The following is a 20,908-nucleotide window of genomic DNA, read 5'->3' on the forward strand; positions in this document are numbered from 1 at the left end:
ACAAAATTTCTAATGGAATAAACTTAGATATACAAAAAAGCTCTAAGTAATTAATATTTAAAATTAACTACCTAAAGCTTTAATTATTTATATATTATTTTGAGTTATTTGTTATATCCTAATTTAAAATTTCATATTATATTTTTCTAAAAATCTTTTTATTGATTCTACCATCGCATCAGCTCCACCTTCTGCATCTGATTGAATATTTAATGCTAATAGTGGTTCATGAAGGGATAATCTTAATAAAAACCATCCATCTTCTTTTTCTGATGGACACATAACTCTTACTCCCTCATAATTCTTCTCAGGTAATTTCCATGAAATATGGCCTTTAACTAGTTCCTCTAAATCCTTTAGAATCCCTTCTCCAAACTCTCTATAGTTATCTTTTTCTATATTTATTCTATACTCGACTTTTTCTAAAGGCTCTTCAAGATTATCTATAAGGCTTCCAATCTCTCTTCCTTCTTCATGTAATTTTGAAGCTTCAATTAATATTTTTGATACTAAAAATGCTCCATCATCTAAAAAATAATTTTCTTTTATAGCTGCATGACCTGAAGTTTCTATTGCAAGATGACATTCTGCGCCTTCTTTATTTAATCTAATACCCTCATTTATTACATTTTTATATCCTCTTTTAAATCTATGATGTCTTCCACCTTTACTTTCAATAAATCTTCCAAGACCTTCAGTTGTAACTGAATCTGTAACTATTGTGCTATTTGGATACTCTTTAAGAATTATTTCTGATATTAATGCTATAAGTGCATCTTTATTTATTGGATTCCCATTTTTATCCACGATTGCAGCTCTATCAACATCTGTATCAAATATTATTCCAATATCACTGTTATTTCTTTTTACAGCTTCACATATTGACTCTATAGCTTCTTTATTTTCAGGATTAGGAATATGATTTGGGAAATTGCCATCTGGATCTAAAAATTGACTTCCTGATGTGTTTGCCCCTAATTCTTTAAGTACCTTTTCTGCAAAGAATCCACCAGCACCATTTCCAGCATCTACTATTATATTTAATCCATCAAGAGGTTTATCAAAATTACTCTTACTATCTGCGCCAATTCTTATTTTATCTACTAAAATTTTTGAATAATCATCAATAAGATTTCTTTTTTCTAGCTTACCTATATTCTTTGTAGTGATTTTATTAACTTCTGATAAATCTACTATTTCATCTATATCAGCTTTTTCTACTCCACCTTTATCTGTAAAGAATTTTATTCCATTATAATAGAAAGGTAAATGACTTGCTGTTATCATTGCTGCACCATCACATTTATATCCATCCATTACAGTTGACATAAACATAGCTGGTGTTGTAGCCATACTACAATCATAAACGTCACAACCTAATTCTCTTATTGTGTCTATAAATACTGCCTTTAACTCTTCTCCTGATAATCTTGAATCGCATCCTATAGCTACTTTTAAAGAATTTGAATCCTTTTCTTTTACAAGCCAATTATAAAATCCTGTTGCTATTTCTCTTACTTCATCTTTAGATAAGTTTACTTCTTTGTATCTATTTTTAATTGCTATACCTCTTATATCAGTTCCGCTTTTTAATTCTTCTAACCTTTTGTTCATTGCTACTCCTTATATTTAAACTATTACTACCTTAAGATAATATATAATTTCTATCTAATCTTTTGTTACACTGCCTAAACCTTTACACAAGCTGTATAAAGGCTTATCACAATAAATAATATATAATACTTTTTAAATTTTTGCTGTAAACATTTAATTAAAAAAATTTCTACTCTATTTGTTAATAGCATATACTTTTTATTATTAAATTATTAATTTTTAAATACATAAATCCAAAGCAAACTAGCTGTATAAAATAACTATAACAACAAGAACTAGAGTATACTCTAGTTCTTTTTTCAGTATAAATTTCAAATAATTTTTCCATGAAAATACTAAAATTATTTTACCTTTAATATTGCTTTAAATATAGGTAAAATCCTCATTCTTATTATTTTTACAAATATATGCAAATATTCATAAAGCGTTTATTGAATAGCAAAATTCAAAGTGCTATGCTTTGGTTAAGCGATTTAAGATGATGTGAATAACTAGAAAATTAATACTACGGGGTGATTTTATGATTAACAATAATGACTTAGAAGAATTAGTAGAAAAGAATAAAAAGTATATTAAGGATGGTCATGTAGCAACATACATTCCTGGTCTTGCAGTAGTAGACCCTAATCAATTAGGTGTTGCAATTTATGATTTAGAAAGCAATAAAGAATATTTTGCTGGTGATTATAATGCAAGATTTGCTATCGAAAGTATCTCTAAAGTTCCAACTCTTATACTTGCAACTTTAGATAATGGGTTAGAAGAAGTATTTAAGAAAATTGATACTGAACCTACTGGTTTTGCATTTAATTCAATATTAAATATGCAAATAAACCATAGAAATAAACCAACAAATCCATTTATAAATGCTGGAGCAATTGCAACAACATCTTTAGTAAAAGGAAAAGATACTGAAGAGCGTTCAGCTAGAATTTTAGAATTTTTCAAGAAAATCATGGGTGATGATGGCGTTAAATTAAACACTGAGATATACTTATCAGAAAAAAGAACTGGAGATATAAATAGATCATTAGCTTATTACATGAAAGGTAATAACATGATTGAAGGAGATGTTCCTGATATACTAGACACATACTTTAGACAATGTTCTATGGAAGTAACAGCAGTTGGTCTATCTAGAATGGGTGCTGTTCTTGCAAATGAAGGTGTATGCCCTTGGAATAATGAAAGATTATTCCCAATTGAAACAGCTACAGTAGTTAAATCTTTAATGACTACTTGCGGATTATATGATGAATCTGGTACTTTCTCAGTTCACATTGGTCTTCCATCAAAGAGTGGTGTAGGTGGCGGAATACTATCAGCAGTTCCAAGTAAATGTGGTATTGGATTATTTAGTCCTGCATTAGATGTGCCTGGAAATAGTGTTGCTAGTATTAAATTACTTAATGATATCAACGCTAAATTAAAATTAGATATCTTTAGATAAGCAAGAGGTATTAAAGATTTAATTAAGATAAAAGAACCAAGCTAAATTAATTTAGCTTGGTTCTTTTCTATAAAAACATTTGAAATAATATAAGAGCTGCTACACCAGGTATTCCAAATATACCAGCAATTAATGCAGTAATAATATTAATAGCTATATGGAATCCAAACCCTGCTCCGATTACGTTGACTATATATAATAATACAACTCCAAATATTCCGTTTAACAACAATTTAATTGGCCATTTTAATAATCTTATAATAACATATAAAACTACTAATCCAATAAGCCCATATACAAGTAACTTAGCATCTACCATTAAAAACACCTCTTTATTCTGCTAGTCTTAGATTTTTATTTATAATATATCTTCTGTTAGCTTTAATTCCTTTTTTCTTAGCTTGATCCACCAAATATGCATATCTTTTTTTAGCGGCTTGCTCTGCATATATAGCCACCTCTATAAGTAATGGATCTTCTACATTTTCAAAAATACTATTTGCAATCTCCATTTCAGCCTTTGCACCTTCAATTGCCATTAGCAAGTCCCTTTTTTCACTTCTGTAACCAATTACTCCCCTAAGATATTTAACTATAAAATTTTTATTCATATACTAACCCCTTAAAATTCATTTATAATTAAATTTTATCCAAAAATTGTAATTAGTATGCAAGCTATTAAAAATTTAGTAACACATTTTCAAATATCATCATACATTATTATCATAAGAAGCTTTTCACTCATTCTCAAACAAAACTTCTAACTCCCATCTATATTAAGGACTCAATTTTTTTGAGTCCTTCTTTTTATATTTGAGTTCTTCCCTCTAATGCTTTTGAAAGAGTTACTTCATCAGCATACTCTAGATCTCCACCCACTGGTATACCAGCAGCTATTCTTGTTACCTTAACATCTAAAGGTTTAAGTATTTTTGCTATATACATAGCTGTAGCCTCACCTTCTATATTAGGGTTTGTAGCTATAATAACCTCTTTAATTTCTTCTCTCATTCTAGAAACTAATTCTCTTATTCTAATATCTTGTGGTCCTCTACCTTGCATTGGTGAAAGATTTCCATGAAGAACATGATAAACTCCATTATATTCTTTAACCTTTTCCATAGTCATTATATCTTTTGGTTGTTCTACTACACATATAGTACTCTTATCTCTATTTGGATTTGCACATATAGCACAAGGATCTGAATCAGTAAAATTACCACAAACTGAACAATATTTAATTGTTCCTCTAGCCTTTACTAATGCTTCTGCAAATTCTTTTACTTCATCCTCTGGTAAGTTTAATACATGAAGCGTTAACCTTTGTGCCGTCTTTTGACCTATACTTGGCAACTTAGCAAATTCCTCTATTAATTTCTCTATCGCAACTGGATAAAATTCCATAACCCTCTTCCTTTCAAATCTCTATTTTCAATAATTATCACTAAAAACTATAATAGTAGTTTAATATAGTTTATATTATTTAACAACTTAATAAAGATTAAATAAACATTAAGTTATTATAGAGTCTATATTTATATCTAGTAAAAAAAAGACCAACTAAAAGTTGGTCTTTCAAAATATATATTAATTAAAATAATCCTGGTATGTTCATTCCACCAGTTACTTTACCCATCTTGTTTGCAGTTTCTTCTTCTGCTTTTCTTAATGCTTCGTTTACTGCGCTTAGAACTAAATCTTCTAACATTTCTACGTCGTCTTCATCAACAACTTCTGGCTTTATGTTAATAGCTAATATATCTTTTTTACCATTTGCAGTTACAGTTACAGCTCCGCCTCCAACTGATGCAACGAATTCTTGTTCTTCAAGATCTTTTTGCATTTGCTCCATTTGCTTTTGCATCTTTTGCGCTTGTTTCATTAAGTTATTCATTCCTCCCATGCCGCCTGGGAATCCACCTTTTGCCATATATATGTCCTCCTTAATAATAAAATCTAATTTTAATTATATAGTATTTTTTATAACTTTACTATACATAACCTATTAGTATTTATCTATATGTTTATTATATAATTTATGCCTTAAATTTTTATAGTGTACCAAATAGTATTAGTCTTTATTCATCAATAATCTCTAAAAAATCTGCTCCAATGACATCACTTAGAACTTGCTCTGGAGCTGCATTTTCTTTTTGCTCATCAGAAACTGTAAATCTAACTCTTACATTATTTCTTAAAACTTCTGAGAATACTTCATTTACTAATTTATTATTCTCAGCTTTTTCTAATCTCTCTTTATTAAATGAGTACTGATCAGTATATTGAACCGTTATAACTCCATCTTTGCAATCAACAGGTTTTCCTGTTGTTATTGATGCATATACTATCATTGCTCTTCTATTTTTTAATTCTTCTAATATATCTTTCCAAGCTGATTTTACACTTTGAATACTTACATTAGTTGAAAGATTTTCATCTCGTTTAATGTTATTTTCTACAGATTGACTATTGTTTTGATTCTTAGCTGCTACTTGTCTTTTTAAATCATTAATATTAGCTGCTCCATCTGTACTTGTAGTTTGATTAGAAGTTGCAACTTTTATCTTTCCTGATTTTAAGGCTGATTCTAATCTATTCAATCTACCAAGTATAACCTCGTTTGATGTATCATACTCAATTTTACATATCTTTATTATAGCAAGCTCTAAGTAAAGCCTTGCTTGCTTTGACATCTTAGCATTGCCTTCAGCCTCTTGAAGTATTCTTATACTTCTCATTATTTCTTCAACTCTTATTCTGTCTCCTTGCTCTTTTACTAAAGCAATATTTTCAAGAGACATATCAAGTACTTCTTCTGGATTATTTGTAACTTTAATCATAAGAAGATTTCTATAGTGAGCTATCAAATCCTTAATAAATAGGAATACATCTTTACCTGCATAAACTATCTTATCGATTATAGTCATCGCATCTTCAATGTTTCTCTCTATAGTAGCTGAAGTTACTTCAAAGAGATATTCATTAGTAACTAATCCAAGCATCGATACTAATTCATCATAATCTACATTACCATCACCCATAGCAATTGCTTGATCTAATATACTAAGTGAATCTCTCATAGCACCATCTGATACTCTTGCAATAAGATCCAAACTCTTATCCTCTGCAAAAACTCCTTTATTTTCAGCAATTTCTCTAAGTCTTGCTGTAATTTCTTTATTACTAATTCTTTTAAAATCGAATCTTTGACATCTTGAAAGTATTGTTATAGGAAGTTTTTGAGGATCTGTTGTCGCTAGAATAAATATCACATTTGCAGGTGGCTCTTCTAAAGTTTTAAGGAATGCATTAACGGCTCCTGTTGAAAGCATATGAACCTCATCCATTATATAAACTTTATATCTAGCCTCTTGAGGAGGATATTTGGAGTCATCTATAATGTCTCTTATTTTATCTACCCCATTGTTTGAAGCTGCATCTAGTTCTGTAACATCTATTGCAAGCCCTTCATTTATCTTTTTGCACATTTCACATTCATTACATGGCTCTCCATCTCTTAAATCAGTACAATTTAAAGCCTTTGCAAATACCTTAGCTGTTGATGTTTTACCAGTTCCCCTTGTACCACAGAAAAGATATGCATGTGCTATTCTTTCGTTTAATATTTGATTTTTAAGTGTTGTAGTTATATGTTCTTGACCTACCACATCTCCAAATGTCTTTGGTCTCCATTCTCTATATAACGCTGTATATGCCAAGGTTTTGTCACCTCTTTTTCTAAAGTTAAAGTCTATATTAATTATACACTAATAAGCATATTATTTATACAATTTATAAATATAATGACTCTTTCACTTAATACTTCTTAAATTGACTCTACTTGTCTTAAATTAATATTTATATACTTATTAATTCTTAATCAAATCTAATCTATTATAACTTGTTAAAACTATAATAATAAAATTAAACTTTTAATACATATTCAAACATTCAAATATTTATTATTGTAGAATAATTTAAAGAACTATTTTATAAAAACTTAGGAAGGTGATTTATATGAAAAAGAAATTATTACCTTTTCAAAAAAGAAACTTATTATTCTTTTTTATAGGATTAATACTAATATCTTTTAGTTTATATTTTATATATTATTCAACTACAAATAATTATTTAGGTGGTTTTAATAATAAATATTTAAAGGATATAGCCAAGAATCTAGCTACATTTGCAGAAATTTGCTTTTTCTTAGCCATAGGGCTATTTATTTTAAGATTTATAATTAAATCCCTTAATAGTAATGGACTAAAAATATTAAACTCATTTTTAAACAAATTTAAATTAGATATTCCACATGAAAAACAAGATAGTTTTCTAAGCAGTGTTATCTTTAAAAAAACTAAATCTTTTATTGTATCTATATCTAAGATATTTCAGAAATTTCATGTACCAATAGCTGTATTAGCAATATCCATAATATTGATACATGCATATATCTTTTTGTATTTAGGATTTAAATGGACTATAGGATATATATTAGGAATATTAGCACTTATAGATTTAATATTCATGCTTATAACAGGTATGTTTAGAATATTTAATAAGGTTATTCATGTACACAAAGTTTTAGGAATAATATTTATAATATTAATGTGTCTACACATAGCATTGGTTTAATTTATAAATCAATGCTTTTTTTTCTGTCACAAATAATCCTTTTTATATGTTAAAATAATATGATAATAATATGCTGATAAAATGAAAGGAGAATTTTAAATGAGCTTATATGATAAACAATACCTTGATATTGTAGAGAAAATTCTAGACCACGGATATTACGATCAAAATAGAACTGGAGTTGCTACATATAAAATTCCTCATCAAATACTTCAATTTGACTTAGAAAGAGAATTTCCTATATTAACAACTAAATTTGTTGCCTTTAAGACAGCTGTTAAGGAGCTTTTATGGATATATAAAGATCAATCAAACAGCGTTAAGAAATTGCAAGAACAAAACGTTAAGATTTGGAACGAATGGATGATGGATGATGGAACAATAGGAACATCATACGGTTGGGTTGTTAAAAAATTTAATCAATTAGATAAATTAATAGATGCACTTAAAAATAATCCACAAGATAGAAGAATGATGATTAACCTTTGGCAAATTCCATATCTAGATACTGGAGCTCTTCATCCATGCTGCTTCCTTACTATGTGGGATGTAACAGATGATAGATTAAACTGTATGCTTGTACAACGTTCAGGAGATATTCCACTTGGAGTGCCTTTTAATACTACTCAATATGCAGTTCTTGTTCACCTTATAGCTCAAGTTACTGGATTAAAACCAGGATTATTTACTCATGTTATAAATAATGCACATATTTACGAAAACCAAGTTGAGGGAATGAAACTTCAATTAACAAGAAGAAATGAAGCTTATGAGGCTCCAAAGCTTTGGATTAATCCAGAGATTAAGGACTTCTATGACTTTACACCTGATGACATTAAATTAGAAGACTATAAGTATCACCCATCAATAAAAATGGAGGTATCAGTTTAATGTTATCAATAATAGTTGCCACTGCTCAAAATAATGCAATAGGTAAAGATAATTCTCTTTTATGGCATATTTCAGAAGACCTTAAAAGATTTAAAGAAATAACTTCTGGTCATAAAATACTTATGGGAAGAAAAACATTTGAATCTCTTCCTGGAATACTTCCAAACAGACCACATATAGTTCTTACTAGAGATATAAATTTCAGCGTAGACTCTGATAAAGTAACTGTAATTCATAACTTAGATGAAGTTATAAGTAATTATAAAAACTCAGCTGAAGAAATATTTATAATTGGTGGCGGGGAGATATATAATTTACTTATGCCTTATGCAGATAAGTTATACTTAACAAAAGTTAAGAAAGATTTTGATGCAGATACATTCTTTCCACAGATTGATATGAATAACTGGGAAGTTATCCACAAATCTGGTGATAAAACTGATGAGAAAAGTGGATTAATCTTTGAATTTATAGATCTTATTAGAAAGTAAAAAAGCTACCTCTAAAAATGAGGTAGCTTTTTTTATTTTTATATATAAATCAACCATAATAATCTAATCTTTAGTAGAATAAATATAAAAAAATTAATTCATTATATAAATAAATCTATACAAAATATATAGTTATAAATATTTTGTATAGATTTATTTTATCTTTAACAAGAAAAAGAGGGCTCTTTACTTCTTGGCTTGCAAAGTTCCCTCACTTTCTTATCCTATTGTTTTTGTCCTATATTGTTAATCCTATTGAAGAGTAACCGAATTAAATTATTTTATTGAATATGTACTTTAATATTCAAAATTAACATTAAAAAACCGTGCACCTCGCTTCGACAGTAGCTTATACGCGTTACCTATGCAGTTAGCTCAGGCCAGATTTATCCACGGCACACGAAAGGATCCACTTATTGCTGCTTCCTTCCGGACCTGACAAGATTCATGGGCTCCCGTTGCGTGGGACCCAGCCATCAACACCACTTACATAGGGCAGGCCGTACAAACTAAAGCCTCCCCGAGGAATTCGACCCTGCTGTAGCGGATTGCAGGTTACAGGGCACCGCTAACTCCCCATCTAGCACGGTTCTGGCGGAGAGAGTGGGATTTGAACCCACGGTAGAGTTTCCCCTACACACGCGTTCCAGGCGTGCTCCTTCGACCACTCGGACATCTCTCCATAAAGTATTTAATTATTAAGCTTAAATAGTTTTACCTACAATTAAACTTAATATACTAAATCCGTTATAAAACGATATTTAGTTTTGATACTTTTTCATTCTATCATAAATACTATTTTAGTTCAATAGAAAGATTTACCCTTAAAATGCTTATATTTTTATTGTTGCAATATTTTTTAATTCACTTTAATTTTACTTATTAAATTATAATAAACATATAAAAATTAGATAAATACATCTACCTTTTGTATGTTTATAGATAATATAATACTTATTTTTTATAAAATTTATTTTTTAATATTTTTATCATCACTCTTTTTATTACTATTAGCCTCTCTCTCTTCAGCATACAATTGCTTTTTTATTTGTCCATTTATTAAAAATATTGGCATTAATAATACAAATATGGCTATTCTAATTACATTGTTATGAATAAATATCATTGATATTAGTCCAATTATCTCAATAGCGCTCAATATATGCGTAAGTTTATTTGAAAACATACAATCACCTCTAATATATATTATAATAAAACAGCTCTTAAATACCTAATTCTAAATATTTAAGAGCTTATAAACTAGATTCTATTTTTATTCTTCTTTACTATAATAAATATAAATATTATCCCGATCACTATTCCTGCAAGTGATATAAGTTGTGCCATTCTAAGTCCCATAAACATAAGACTATCTGTCCTAAGCCCCTCAATAAAGAATCTTCCAATTGAGTATAATATCATATATGAACTTATTACTACTCCCTCATATCCTTTTTTGACTTTATATAGTATGATAACTAATATTATGCAAACTAAGACGTCCCATATTGATTCATATAAAAATGTTGGATGATAATATTGTCCATTTATATACATACCATTTTGAATAAATTCAGGGAATTTTGATATAAACTCACGTGATACAGGCCCACCATGAGCTTCACTGTTCATAAAGTTTCCCCATCTACCAACAGCTTGAGCCAATATAATTGATGGTGCAACTAAATCTGCATATGCTAAGAAGTTTATTTTCTTAATTCTTGTGTATATGAACGCAGCTAAAAATGCACCAATAAGCCCTCCATGGATTGCAAGACCACCCTCTCTTATCCTAAATATATCTGATAAGTTATCTTTATAATTGCTCCACTCAAATATTACATAATATGCTCTAGCTCCTATTATTGCACAAGGAAAAGAAATTAAGAATACATCTATTAATACATCAAAATCTAATCCTTTTTTCTTAGCATTTTTATAAGCTAATATAAATGCTAGAATTATACCTAATCCTATAAGAATTCCATACCACATAACCTTAAAGCCATAAATTTCAAATGCCACTGGATTGTTCATCTCGTACCTCCTTATGTTTTTCTATAATATAACAGATAATGGTTATTTCTTCATTACTTTTTTATAAAGTTTTTTCTCATTTCTTTTATTTTTAAAAAAATTAGTTATAAGCTTGCTACATTCTTCGTTATATAACCAATTTATATGTATATAAGAATTTAAATATCTATTGTTCACAATATCAATAACAGATCCACAAGCCCCCATATCTTTATTAAATGTACCTATATGAAGCCTTGATATTCTGCTCTGTATTATAGCACTTGCACACATTGGACATGGCTCTAAAGTTACATACATTTCCGCCCCATTTAATCTCCAATCTCCAATAGTCTTACACGCCTCTTCTATGGCAATTATCTCTGCATGTGCAATAATACTTTTCCTACTTTCTTTTAAATTATATCCCTTTCCAATAACTTTATTATCCTTTACAATTACTGCTCCAACTGGTATTTCTCCAATTTCTAGTGCCTTTTTTCCTTCTTCTAATGCTAAATCTATGTAATTCATAAAATCACCACTTCAATTATAAAATTATATAATTAAAGGACAGCACCCTGCCGTCCTTTTAATTTTAAGTATATATCCTTACTTTCATTATTCTATTTTTTTCAACTTCTTCAACGACAAATCTAATTCTATCTATTACTACTTCTTCATGCTCTTCAGGAATCCTTCCAAGTGCACCTATAATAAGCCCACCTACAGAGTCAAATTCTTCTGATTCCATATTAACTCCTATAAGATCACTTATATCATCTAGTCTGGCACTTCCGTCCACTACATATTCATCTTCCTTTATTACTTCAATCATATCTCTTTCTTTATCATACTCATCTTGAATATCACCAACAATTTCTTCAACTAAGTCTTCAATTGTTACTATACCAACAGTTCCGCCATATTCATCAAGTACAACTGCCATATGATTTCTTGATTTTTTCATTTCATTGAAAAGTTCAGTTATCTTCTTAAATTCAAATGTATATAAAGGTTCACGCATATATTCAGTTACTTTAAATTCTCCACCTTTATATCCTGCTATTATAAGATCCTTAACATTAAGTACTCCAATTATATCATCTATAGTATCATCATAAACAGGAATTCTTGAGTATTGATCTTCTTTTATGATCTTTAATAAATCCTCATATGAATCATTTACGTCAACAGCTGTAACATCTACTCTTTGAACCATTACATCTTTAACTTGAAGATCAGCAAAATCAAAAACATTAAAAATCATCTCTTTTTCAACATCTTCAAGGACACCCTCTTCTTCACTTACACCAACCATTGTTTTAAGTTCTTCTTCTGTAATAAATGGTTCTGTTGCCTTTGGATCTCCTCCAAATAATCTAATAAATACTGATGAAATAACAGTAAATATTGCTACAAAAGGCTTGAATATAAACACACATAACTTTATAGGTTTACTAACCTTTAAAGATACTTCTTCTGACTTTTGCTTTGCAATAGACTTTGGAGTAATTTCACCGAAAATTAGAATTAAAACAGTCATAACTGCAGTTACAACTACAACAGCGCTTTCGCTTCCACCTGATACTTTAACAGCAAGTGATGTAGCTATAGCTGATGCACCTATATTTACTATATTATTACCTATTAAAATAGCTCCTAAAAGCTTATTTGGATCCTCTATTAACTTTTCTACTAACTTAGCTCCTTTTACTCCCTCTTCAACCATGTGTCTTATTCTAATCTTACTTAATGACATAAGCGCAGTCTCTGACATAGAAAAGAACGCTGATAAAACAAGAAGTACTAATAATAAAATCATCTGCCCCGTATAACTAGAGTCCAACAATTATCACTCTCCCACAATTCACAATTTTAGTTATTTTATTATATTATTTTCCATTATATCATATACTAAAAAAATTTTATATATTTCTACGCCTTATTATATGCCATAAAAAAGCCTTAATATACAGTCATTATATAAATAAAAATAGCATAAAACCCTTTATTATATTAAAGGATTTTATGCTATTTAATCAAAATCTAAAATCTACTATATATTTTAGTCATCTTTAAAAGTTTTTTGCTAAGATTATTACTTAAATCTTCTTCTTTTATTCTAAATCTCCAATTACGCCCTAGTGTTGATGGCTCATTCATTCTAGCTTCATTGCCAAGCCCTAATATATCCTGCATTTGTATTATAACAAGTTTACTTCTACTTGAAAGTACCCCTCTTAAAAATCCAAAGTTTATTTCCTCTTCTTCATTTATATAAAAGTAATCCTTAGCCATTTCACTGTCTTTTTTATTTTTAACATTATTATACCAACCAACTATAGTTTCATTATCATGAGTTCCTATATAATAAACACAATCCTCATCTACATTATGTGGCAAATACTCACTATTCTCTTCTCCAAATGCAAACTCCAGCACCTTCATACCTGGGAATCCTGTTTTATCTTTAAATTTTCTTACCTCATCAGTTAAAAACCCTAAATCTTCTGCTATTATATCGAGCTCTCCAAGTTCACTCTTAATTGCATTAAAGAGCTTAATACCAGGTCCTTTAACCCATTTACCATTCTTTGCAGTACTTTCCCCATGAGGCACTTCCCAATAAGATTCAAAACCTCTAAAATGATCAATCCTTACCACATCATATAGTTTAAAGCTCTCTTTAATCCTAGATATCCACCATTTAAACCCATCCTTTTCATGCTCTTTCCAATCATATATAGGATTGCCCCATAACTGTCCATCTTCTGTAAAGGCATCTGGAGGACAACCTGAGACAACTTCTAAGTTCAAATCTTTATCTGTTTTAAATAGCTTTGTATTAGACCATATATCAGCACTGTCTTCTGCTACGTATATAGGTATATCTCCTATTATTTTAATTCCATTTTTATTTGCATATGATCTTAAGCTTATCCACTGTTTAAAGAATTCGTATTGAACAAACTTCCAAAAATCTATTTCATAGGATAGCTTATCTCTACACTCTTTAAGTATCCTTTCCTCTCTAATCCTTATTCCTTTATCCCAATTTCTCCAGCTACATAATGCTAAGTTCTTCTTAATAGCCATATATAAAGAATAATCATCTAACCAAAATCTATTTTCTCTTTCAAATTCCTCATAATCTTTAAAATTATTTTTATTAAAATTCTTATAGGCTTTGTTTAGAACTTTATATTTAGTAGTAAAAAGTAAAGCATAGTCTATGGATTCTCTATCTTCTCCATAATTTTCATTTATATAGTCATCTTCCTTTAATAATCCCTCATCCTTTAGTAGGTTAAAGTCAATAAAATAAGGATTACCCGCAAAGGCTGAAAAACTTTGATAAGGAGAATCACCATAACTAGTTTGACCTAAGGGAAGGATTTGCCAATAACGTTGTCCACTCACCTTTAAGAAGTCAATAAAATCATATGCCTTTTTCCCTAAAGTTCCTATTCCAAAATCTCCTGGCAATGATGATATATGCATCAATATTCCACTACTTCTTCTCATTTTTCCTCCTTTAGATTTAATATTTTTTTATAAATATATCTGATATCTTCTACGACCTAAAAACACCTTTTAACTTTACACTTCGTTAAATTTTTAACCTTATTCTATCCATTTGTTAATATTTTAACATACACCTATTTTTTAAGCACTTAAAAACCTTGTCAAAGCCTGTATTATCAAGGTGTTGGACTTTGTCGAACTTTGCGTGTTATATTTTTAACAATAATCTTTTAGTTCCTTATCAAGCTTATTTTCTATAACTTTTACTACATTCTCTAGATTTTTCTCTCCCTCTGTTTTTATTAAATCAAAATTATCTATTCCAATATCTTTAACTTTATAAGCCCACTTTATTACATTCTCTTCACTTTGCTTATTATCATCATAATTTATAGTTATAAATCCTTTGGATATATCAACATCTATTCTTGTAATACCATTTAGCTTAGTAAGAGCCTTTTCTAAAAATACTTCATAACTTCTATACTCCTCTGATAGCATCTTTAAGCACTTCATCTCTATTACCACTTGCCCTTTTAAACACTCGTACACCTTTATTTTTATTAATTTCTTTATTAGTTTTGCTTGTATTCCCATACGTTCCCCCTAAATACTTAAATTATTTTCATTAAATCATAAAATTTTAACGTTTATCCTGAAATAAAAGTACTATAATTAACTTATAAACTTTTATGGAGGTGTTTATTTTGGAAAAATTAGAGCTATTTATTAAAAATCTATGCGGAGAATTCAATAATGATGAACAAATATCTAAAGAAAAAGCTTTAGGAAAAATAATTCATCCAAAAGCTCATCATATAAATGGAGTATGTAATGATAAAATTAAAAATATTCCTGAAGGCTTTAATGGTTACTTTGTCATAGAAGAAAGTTATTATGATATGGGGAATTTCAAAAATATTCTTCCTCATTTATTCTCATTTAAATTAAATGAAGAAGGAAATGTAGTATTAGAATCTTATGAATTACCTGAAGGTATAGCAAAAGAAGACTTTAGAAATGATAATACAGATTTAATTATGGATTTTAATGAGTTAAAAGTATCTCCTAAATTCACCCCAATGGTATATTCTTATAAAGATGGTAGCTTCATTGGAGAAAGTATAAGTTATTTTACTCCTAGTACAACATTTATATTAAAAGAAAGAATGTCAGATGGTATCCTAGAAGTTAGTGAAGTATTTAAAAAAGATGATAAAAGAACATTTGGATTTGAAGATCCTATAATATATAAGAAATTAGATTAATGATAATCCTAAGCATAAATTAAAACAAAGAGATAGGTGTATATTTTAATATACACCTATCTCTTTTCTATTCTTTTAACTATTTTAATTCTTCTAATTTTTTATCTAACGATTTTGCTAAATACAAAAATGTAAACTGAAGAGCGAAAAATACTATTGCAGATAGTATCTCTATCCATATAGAACTAAATAGCTCAAATTCCATAAAAGATAATAAAATATAGATGGCACTACACAATATTGTAACGAGTGCAGAATGCTTAAATACAATTGCCACCTCTTCCTTACTTAACTTACTGAGTGCTTCCTCTTTACTCATAAATTCCTTCTTCACCTCTAATTTTTTATATGTAAAATTTTTTATTTTTTATTTATATAGTAAATTATACCATAAAATTATATGATAAACTTATCTTACTATATATAACAAATTTAATGTTTTTTAAATTTAACATAGAGGGATACTTATTATTTAAAGATCTATTTAACTCTTTAATAGTAATTTTATTTTTTATGATAACTATAACTCATGCCATAAAATAAATTTATTATTTCATATTCTTTAGCAACTGAGTTAAGAATTTATAGCATCGTCCAACAGATTCTATCCTAAAATGCTCATTTGCAGTATGTACATCAAATATATCTGGTCCAAAACTTATTATTTCTACATCAGATGGTAGTTTTTCTTTAAATATTCCACATTCAAGCCCTGCATGTAGAGCCGTTATTTGTGGTTCAATTCCAAATAAATCATTATAGGTTTTTATGCTTAAATCTCTTATTCTTGATTTTGGTTCATATTGCCACTCTGGATATTCACCATTTTTGTCCATGGTAGCTCCTATAGCATCACAAAGAGCCTCTATTCTATTTATAATTTCATACATTTTGCTTCTAACTGCACTTCTTATATCAATAATAAATTCAATTCTATCTTCTAAAGTTTCTACTATCCCAACATTTAAGCTACTTTCTACTAGCCCTTGTATTTCTTTACTCATAGATTGTATGCCATCTGGAACTACAAATAAGAATTTTATTAAACTATCCGTAACCTTTTTAGTTAATTGTTTCTCTAACTTTTCATCACTTTTAACTATAATATGAATATCTGGATCTTCTAATCTATATTCATTCTTAAAATCACTTTCCAAATTAGCACAGATTTCTTTAATTTTTTCTATATCTTCTTTTCTTACACTAATTATAGTTTTACAAGAACGAGATATCGCATTATGTTTTGAGCCACCATTAATTTCTGCAATATTAAAGTTAACTTCTTTACCTAACGTATATAAAAGTCTTCCCATTAACTTATTAGCATTTCCTCTTTGTTTGTGAATCTCCATTCCAGAATGTCCACCTTTAAGTCCTGCAATCTCTAATTTCAAAGACTCTCCATTAAAATTTTCAAATTCTGTTTTTATTTCTGGGTAAGCCAAAATTCCACCGGCACAACCTAAAATAAATACACCCTCTTCTTCAGCATCTATATTTAAAAGAACCTTTCCTTTTAGCCCTGAAGTGTCTAATGCATTAGCTCCACCCATAACTGTCTCTTCTTCCGTAGTTACTACAAACTCTATTGCTGGATGCTCTATTACATCAGAATCTAATATAGCTAGTCCATATGCTACTGCTATACCATCATCAGCTCCTAAAGTCGTGTCTGTTGCATAAACAAATTCATCATCAATAATTCTTAATTCTAATGGATCTTTTTCAAATTCATGATTGCTATGCTTTAGCTTCTCACATACCATATCCATATGACCTTGGATTATAACCCCTGGTGTATTCTCATACCCTTTTGTAGCAGGCTTTTTAATTATTACATTTAAGGCCTTATCTCGGGTAACTTCAAGATTTCTCACTTTTGCAAACTTAACAAGATAATCACTAATTTCTTTTTCATTTCCAGAATCATGAGGTATTCTTGTTAAATCTTCAAAAAATTCAAATACTTTTTTAGGTTCTAAATTTTCTAATACTCTCATTTTGCACTCTCCTTTAAACAATATTTGATAATTACTTATAGAATTATTTAATCATTAATTCAGTTTTTCTTTGATTTATACATCTTATATAAGAATATCATTTATTTATTTACTTTCAATAGACCATTCTTTTGCAATACTTTAAGACTAGAATACTAATAGTGCTTATCTTATTTGATTATTAGATAATTTATCTAATAAAAAAGGTGACTAAGTTCTCGCAAAAAACTTTTAGTCACCTTTTCATCACTTTTAAAGCAAAATAAAATGGCTTAACCCTTATGGTTAAGCCATTTCTTTACTGTATATGGCACCCCTAACAGGAATCGAACCTGTATCTATCCCTTAGGAGGGGACTATTCTATCCATTAAACTATAGGGGCGTAACACATTAATTTTATTACAATATAATCTATATGTCAAACATTATATGGAAAATACCACCAATATTTTTCTATAAACTTTATCCTAAAGCTTATTCGTAATTATTTTCAATATTCCCCTCAAAATATTATTGTAAAACTTCTTACTAAAATAATTAAAAATATAAAAATAGAAGCAGATTAACTGCTTCTACTAGTGTTTTATATTCTTTTATTGTTCAACATGTCTTCTAACTCTAATTAAACTTACTACCACAGCAAGTATAGGTATTGATGCTGCTATTGTAGCTCCTGATAAGATCCATTGCATTGTTGTAAGTTTATTTAAAGTAAATATTAATCTTCCTATTGGAGTAATAAATCCAAGTAATACTATGCCCATCATTACAAATACCAATACAACTTTAAATGGTGTAAGTGGTAGGGCAACCTTAAATAGTATTACCATACTTACTCCTGCAAGCATAAGTACTGCAAGTGTTCTTGCTGTTTCAATAGATGCACCTGCATAGTTATATGATATGACAAAGGTAGCTGAAACAAATATTGCTATCAAGACACCATTTGGTATACTAGCTGTTAGTATTCTTCCAAGGAAGCCTTTTTTAACTCTTTCTCTATTAGGTAGTAATGCTAAGAATAGTGCTGGTATTCCTATTGCGCAACTTCCTATTAATGAAAGTTGTATTGGTTGTATTGGGAATGGAAGTAATAGTATTGAAAATACAACTGCAAGTATTATTGAGTAAGTTGTCTTTGTTAAAAATAACTGCGCTACTCTCTCTAAATTATTTATTTGCTGTCTTCCTTCAGCAACAACCTTAGGTAATGCACTAAAGTTTGATTTCATAAGCACAAGTTGTGATACTGCTTTTGTGGCATCTGATCCATTTGCCATAGCTATTCCGCAATCAGCTTCTTTAAGTGCTAAAACATCATTAACTCCATCACCTGTCATGGCAACAGTATGCTCATTTTCTTGAAGTGCAATTACAAGTGCTTTCTTTTGATGAGGAGTAACTCTTCCAAATACACTATACTTTTCAACTTCTTTTTTAAGTTCTTCCATATCCTCTGGAAGTTCTCTTGCATCTATATAATTTTCAGCACCCTCTACTCCAGCTCTCTTTGCAACTGAAGATACAGTAACAGGATTATCTCCTGATATTACTTTAACTTTTACTCCCTCATTCTTAAAGAATTCTAAAGTTTCTGGAGCGTCTTGTCTTATTATGTCCTCAATTAAGATTAATGCAGCCTTTTCTACATCTTTAAGCTTTTCTCCTCTTAATGAGTTAAGATCTGATTTTGCAAGTATAAGGACTCTTCTACCCTTCATAGCTTCTTCTTCAACCTTAGCTTTAATTTCTAGATATTTATTTCCCATTACTATCTCTGGAGCTCCAAATATCCAAGCCCCATTATCTTTAGTTACTATTCCTCCCCATTTTCTTTTTGATGAGAAAGGAACTTTTTCTATTATCTCAAGTCCTGAATCTTCTTTATATCTATCTAGTACTGCTTGTTGAGTTGGATTTTTACTAGGTAAATTATGTGCTATAGATGATAATACATCATCTATTTCTTTGTTTTCATAATCTGATAAGTTTATTACATCTATTAATTTTAAAGTACCTTCTGTTATTGTCCCAGTCTTGTCTACGCATAAAACATCTACTCTTGCTAAAACTTCAGTTGCTGAAAGCTCTTGAACCAAAGTGTCATATTGAGATAACTTTATTATTGCAACAATAAACGTTGCACTTGTAAGTAATACTAAACCTTCTGGTACCATACCTATTATTCCTGATACAGTTCCTATTACTGCATCTTGCCAACTAGCTTTTATAAATATAAGTTGAGTGGTTGCAAGTATTATCCCTATCGGAACTATTAAGAAAAGTAATACTTTTAATATTTTATTTAATGAATTTTGTAATTCTGAATTTGTTATTTTGAATTTTCTTGCCTCATTTGCAAGTTTTGAAGAATATGTATTAGCTCCAACCTTAGTAATTCTCATATATCCTTCTCCAGCTACAACGAAACTACCAGAAAGAATTTTATCATCTTTTTTCTTATGAATAGGATCTGCTTCTCCTGTAAGCATTGATTCGTCTATTTCAAGCTCATTTCCTTCACTTAAAACTCCATCAGCCAAAATCTGATCTCCGGATGTAACATATACTATATCATCCTTTACTATCTCTTCTATTCCTATTCTTCTAATAGATCCACTTCTTATTACATTACAATTAGCTTCGCTAATTACTGAAAGCTTTTCTATTATGTTCTTTGCTTTAACTTCCTGTATAACCCCAATTAAACTATTTACAACTATTACACCTGCAAATATTGCATTTTTAGGTGAACCTGCAATTATTACTGCTGCCGCAAGAACAAGATTTAGTGCATTAAACATAGTAAAAAAGTTAGATCTTAAAATTTGTGGAAAGGTCTTTGATGGAGCTTTAGGAATTTTATTTGTTTCTCCGCTTAAAATTCGCTCTTTTACCTGTTCCTCTGTTAACCCTGTTATTTTTTCATTTTTTCCTATATCATAATCTTCTCTACATTCCATCACATAACTCCTTTACCAAACCGTATTTCATATAAATACTAGTTTAATTCA

Annotated in this window: 20 protein-coding genes, 2 tRNA genes and 1 other RNA gene; 5 read left to right on the forward strand and 18 right to left on the reverse strand. The window is 29.2% G+C overall.

Features of this window, described 5'->3' with window-relative positions; all coding sequences use genetic code 11:
* Positions 1-123: 123 nt before the first annotated feature.
* A complete protein-coding gene (locus ACQPUW_RS15935) occupies positions 124-1,614 on the reverse strand; it encodes a phosphomannomutase/phosphoglucomutase (RefSeq protein WP_430838460.1) in 1,491 nt (496 codons plus the stop codon).
* A gap of 520 nt (positions 1,615-2,134) precedes the next feature.
* Between ACQPUW_RS15935 and glsA the strand changes: the two genes are divergently transcribed.
* Positions 2,135-3,064, forward strand: a complete 930-nt coding sequence (gene glsA / locus ACQPUW_RS15940) for a glutaminase A (RefSeq protein ID WP_430838461.1) — start codon at positions 2,135-2,137, stop codon at positions 3,062-3,064.
* Between the two features lie 67 nt (positions 3,065-3,131).
* On the opposite strand, the gene ACQPUW_RS15945 is transcribed toward glsA, so the two are convergent.
* From ACQPUW_RS15945 to dnaX, 5 genes are all read right to left on the reverse strand, one after another.
* Positions 3,132-3,383, reverse strand: a complete 252-nt coding sequence (locus tag ACQPUW_RS15945) for a pro-sigmaK processing inhibitor BofA family protein (RefSeq protein WP_430838462.1) — start codon at positions 3,381-3,383, stop codon at positions 3,132-3,134.
* Positions 3,384-3,396: 13 nt separating this feature from the next.
* Complete coding sequence (locus ACQPUW_RS15950) at positions 3,397-3,675, reverse strand: DUF2508 family protein (RefSeq protein ID WP_430838463.1); 279 nt, start codon at positions 3,673-3,675, stop codon at positions 3,397-3,399.
* A 196-nt stretch (positions 3,676-3,871) separates the two neighbouring features.
* Positions 3,872-4,468 carry a recombination mediator RecR gene (recR, locus tag ACQPUW_RS15955; protein ID WP_204596162.1) on the reverse strand — a complete coding sequence of 199 codons (597 nt, stop codon included), beginning with the start codon at positions 4,466-4,468 and terminating at the stop codon, positions 3,872-3,874.
* A 187-nt stretch (positions 4,469-4,655) separates the two neighbouring features.
* Positions 4,656-4,994, reverse strand: coding sequence for a YbaB/EbfC family nucleoid-associated protein (locus ACQPUW_RS15960; RefSeq protein ID WP_204596165.1), 339 nt, complete (start codon positions 4,992-4,994; stop codon positions 4,656-4,658).
* 148 nt (positions 4,995-5,142) lie between these two features.
* Positions 5,143-6,783, reverse strand: coding sequence for a DNA polymerase III subunit gamma/tau (gene dnaX, locus ACQPUW_RS15965; protein WP_430838464.1), 1,641 nt, complete (start codon positions 6,781-6,783; stop codon positions 5,143-5,145).
* A 298-nt stretch (positions 6,784-7,081) separates the two neighbouring features.
* Here dnaX and ACQPUW_RS15970 point away from each other — a divergent pair, with 298 nt between their 5' ends.
* From ACQPUW_RS15970 to ACQPUW_RS15980, 3 genes are all read left to right on the forward strand, one after another.
* The gene (locus ACQPUW_RS15970; RefSeq protein WP_430838465.1) at positions 7,082-7,699 is read left to right on the forward strand and encodes a hypothetical protein; all 618 of its coding nucleotides are present in this window, start codon (positions 7,082-7,084) and stop codon (positions 7,697-7,699) included.
* 99 nt (positions 7,700-7,798) lie between these two features.
* Entirely contained in the window at positions 7,799-8,590 is a 792-nt protein-coding gene (locus ACQPUW_RS15975; protein WP_430838466.1) for a thymidylate synthase, read from the forward strand.
* On the forward strand, positions 8,590-9,081 hold the full coding sequence (locus ACQPUW_RS15980; RefSeq protein ID WP_430838467.1) for a dihydrofolate reductase: 492 nt from the start codon (positions 8,590-8,592) through the stop codon (positions 9,079-9,081). The genes ACQPUW_RS15975 and ACQPUW_RS15980 overlap by 1 nt, the downstream gene beginning before the upstream one ends.
* A 324-nt stretch (positions 9,082-9,405) precedes the next feature.
* Here the strand turns inward: ACQPUW_RS15980 and ffs are convergent.
* The 8 genes from ffs to ACQPUW_RS16020 form a co-directional block, all read right to left on the reverse strand.
* Positions 9,406-9,670, reverse strand: an RNA gene (gene ffs, locus ACQPUW_RS15985) — signal recognition particle sRNA large type.
* Positions 9,671-9,673: 3 nt separating this feature from the next.
* Positions 9,674-9,763: transfer RNA gene (locus ACQPUW_RS15990), tRNA-Ser, on the reverse strand.
* Between the two features lie 288 nt (positions 9,764-10,051).
* A complete protein-coding gene (locus tag ACQPUW_RS15995; protein WP_430838468.1) occupies positions 10,052-10,267 on the reverse strand; it encodes a hypothetical protein in 216 nt (71 codons plus the stop codon).
* Between the two features lie 74 nt (positions 10,268-10,341).
* A complete protein-coding gene (gene lgt, locus ACQPUW_RS16000) occupies positions 10,342-11,133 on the reverse strand; it encodes a prolipoprotein diacylglyceryl transferase (protein ID WP_430838498.1) in 792 nt (263 codons plus the stop codon).
* Positions 11,134-11,160: 27 nt separating this feature from the next.
* Positions 11,161-11,631 carry a nucleoside deaminase gene (locus ACQPUW_RS16005; RefSeq protein ID WP_430838469.1) on the reverse strand — a complete coding sequence of 157 codons (471 nt, stop codon included), beginning with the start codon at positions 11,629-11,631 and terminating at the stop codon, positions 11,161-11,163.
* Positions 11,632-11,695: 64 nt separating this feature from the next.
* Positions 11,696-12,946, reverse strand: coding sequence for a hemolysin family protein (locus ACQPUW_RS16010; protein ID WP_430838499.1), 1,251 nt, complete (start codon positions 12,944-12,946; stop codon positions 11,696-11,698).
* Positions 12,947-13,146: 200 nt separating this feature from the next.
* A complete protein-coding gene (malQ, locus tag ACQPUW_RS16015; protein WP_430838470.1) occupies positions 13,147-14,625 on the reverse strand; it encodes a 4-alpha-glucanotransferase in 1,479 nt (492 codons plus the stop codon).
* 216 nt (positions 14,626-14,841) lie between these two features.
* Positions 14,842-15,222 (reverse strand): hypothetical protein, encoded by a 381-nt coding sequence (locus tag ACQPUW_RS16020; RefSeq protein ID WP_430838471.1) that lies wholly within the window; start codon positions 15,220-15,222, stop codon positions 14,842-14,844.
* Positions 15,223-15,332: 110 nt separating this feature from the next.
* Here ACQPUW_RS16020 and ACQPUW_RS16025 point away from each other — a divergent pair, with 110 nt between their 5' ends.
* Positions 15,333-15,893, forward strand: a complete 561-nt coding sequence (locus ACQPUW_RS16025) for a hypothetical protein (protein ID WP_430838472.1) — start codon at positions 15,333-15,335, stop codon at positions 15,891-15,893.
* Between the two features lie 79 nt (positions 15,894-15,972).
* Here ACQPUW_RS16025 and ACQPUW_RS16030 read toward each other — a convergent pair whose 3' ends face one another.
* From ACQPUW_RS16030 to ACQPUW_RS16045, 4 genes are all read right to left on the reverse strand, one after another.
* Complete coding sequence (locus ACQPUW_RS16030; protein ID WP_430838473.1) at positions 15,973-16,212, reverse strand: hypothetical protein; 240 nt, start codon at positions 16,210-16,212, stop codon at positions 15,973-15,975.
* Positions 16,213-16,441: 229 nt separating this feature from the next.
* On the reverse strand, positions 16,442-17,893 hold the full coding sequence (locus tag ACQPUW_RS16035; RefSeq protein ID WP_430838474.1) for an aminoacyl-histidine dipeptidase: 1,452 nt from the start codon (positions 17,891-17,893) through the stop codon (positions 16,442-16,444).
* Between the two features lie 308 nt (positions 17,894-18,201).
* A tRNA-Arg gene (locus tag ACQPUW_RS16040) sits at positions 18,202-18,276 on the reverse strand.
* 211 nt (positions 18,277-18,487) lie between these two features.
* Complete coding sequence (locus tag ACQPUW_RS16045; RefSeq protein WP_430838475.1) at positions 18,488-20,857, reverse strand: HAD-IC family P-type ATPase; 2,370 nt, start codon at positions 20,855-20,857, stop codon at positions 18,488-18,490.
* Positions 20,858-20,908 lie beyond the last annotated feature (51 nt).

This window comes from Clostridium sardiniense (assembly GCF_050584765.1).
Taxonomy (GTDB): Bacteria; Bacillota; Clostridia; order Clostridiales; family Clostridiaceae; genus Clostridium; species Clostridium sardiniense_A.